This window comes from Acinetobacter sp. UNC436CL71CviS28 (genome assembly GCF_000620525.1).
Classification (GTDB): Bacteria; Pseudomonadota; Gammaproteobacteria; order Pseudomonadales; family Moraxellaceae; genus Acinetobacter; species Acinetobacter radioresistens.
In genome coordinates, this window is record NZ_JIBB01000100.1 from 1 (window position 1) to 1,267 (window position 1,267).

Annotated in this window: 2 protein-coding genes; both read left to right on the forward strand. The window is 31.3% G+C overall.

Features of this window, described 5'->3' with window-relative positions; translation table 11 throughout:
* Positions 1-251 precede the first annotated feature (251 nt).
* Entirely contained in the window at positions 252-890 is a 639-nt protein-coding gene (locus N518_RS0115315; protein ID WP_004897614.1) for an AAA family ATPase, read from the forward strand.
* Positions 891-892: 2 nt separating this feature from the next.
* Positions 893-1,192 carry a hypothetical protein gene (locus N518_RS0115320; protein ID WP_004897615.1) on the forward strand — a complete coding sequence of 100 codons (300 nt, stop codon included), beginning with the start codon at positions 893-895 and terminating at the stop codon, positions 1,190-1,192.
* The last annotated feature ends 75 nt before the right edge of the window (positions 1,193-1,267 follow it).

Genomic DNA, 1,267 nt, shown 5'->3' on the forward strand with positions numbered 1-1,267 from the left:
GAAAACGTCCATTTAAATAAAGGAAAATGTCCACTTATTGTCAGGAAAATGTCCATATAAATCCTCTGAAAACTATACTGTATAAGGCATTCAAAGGTCCTATAAATATAAATTTAAAAATATATATAAAATTAAAAAAGAACATTACTTGTGGATAACTTTATTTTTTAACTTTATTTTTCACAATAGTTGATTCAGAAGATTGAAACTTGTACATTATTTTTAACAAAATTACGTAACTTACATAACTTATGATTATCTTGGTAGGTGGTGAAAAAGGCGGAGCTGGTAAAAGCTGCCTCGCCCAAAACTTAGCAGTTTATTTACAAAAAAAGAATAGAGATGTTCTGCTTTTAGATGCAGATCCTCAAGGTACAACGACTGACTGGATTAAAGAACGTGATGAAAATGAGGATTTAAAAAATATTCCATCTGTACAAGCTTCAGGCAATATTCGTCAAGTTTTAAAAGATTTATCAAAAAGATATGAAGATATTATCATTGATGCTGGTGGACAAGATTCGGAAGCATTGCGTTCTGCTATGACTATAGCAACACATATGCTATTGCCTTTTAGGCCTAAACGTAGAGATCTAAAAACTTTGGATCATATGGAACAAGTATTAAAACTGGCACGAGCAGTGAATCCAGATTTGAATGCAAGAGCAATCATTACACAATGCCCAACATTACCGTCACAAGTACAACGAATTTTAGATGCTAAAGAAGCCTGTGTATCGTTTGGAATAAAAGCCTTAGACCAAATCACGACAAATCGAAATGTTTATGATGATGCAGATGAAAATGGCTTATCTGTTTTTGAAGTAACAAGTGATCCTAAGGCAAAAGCAGAAATTGAAGGGATAGCTCAAGAGTTTTTAGGAGTATAATTATGGCAGGTCTTAGTGGTTTAAAAAAGAAAAATGACGAGCTTTCAGATCAGGATAAACTGGTTGAAAATTTCATATCTGGAGCTGATAAAAGAGTTAAGGATCTAGAAGTTTCACAAAAGAAATTCGTTCGTTGTACCTTTTCTTTAAACCAAGAATTAAGTGAATTAATTGATGAGCTAATTATCAAAAGTAATAATGCTCGTGTTAACAGATCTAGTATTGTAAGAATAGCTTTAGAGTCACTGGCAGAGCAGAATTTAGAAGATTTTAAGCAGTTAGTTGATAATAGTTTTAAATAAAATTGAGAATGGGTTATTTAATTTATAAAATTAAATAACCTAACTTCATAACTTCATAACTTCATAACTTCATAA

Bases quoted from the DNA above. Each gene is read 5' to 3' on its own strand.
- N518_RS0115315 (WP_004897614.1), top strand. From the start codon at position 252: ATGATTATCTTGGTAGGTGGTGAAAAAGGCGGAGCTGGTAAAAGCTGC.
- N518_RS0115320 (WP_004897615.1), top strand. From the start codon at position 893: ATGGCAGGTCTTAGTGGTTTAAAAAAGAAAAATGACGAGCTTTCAGAT.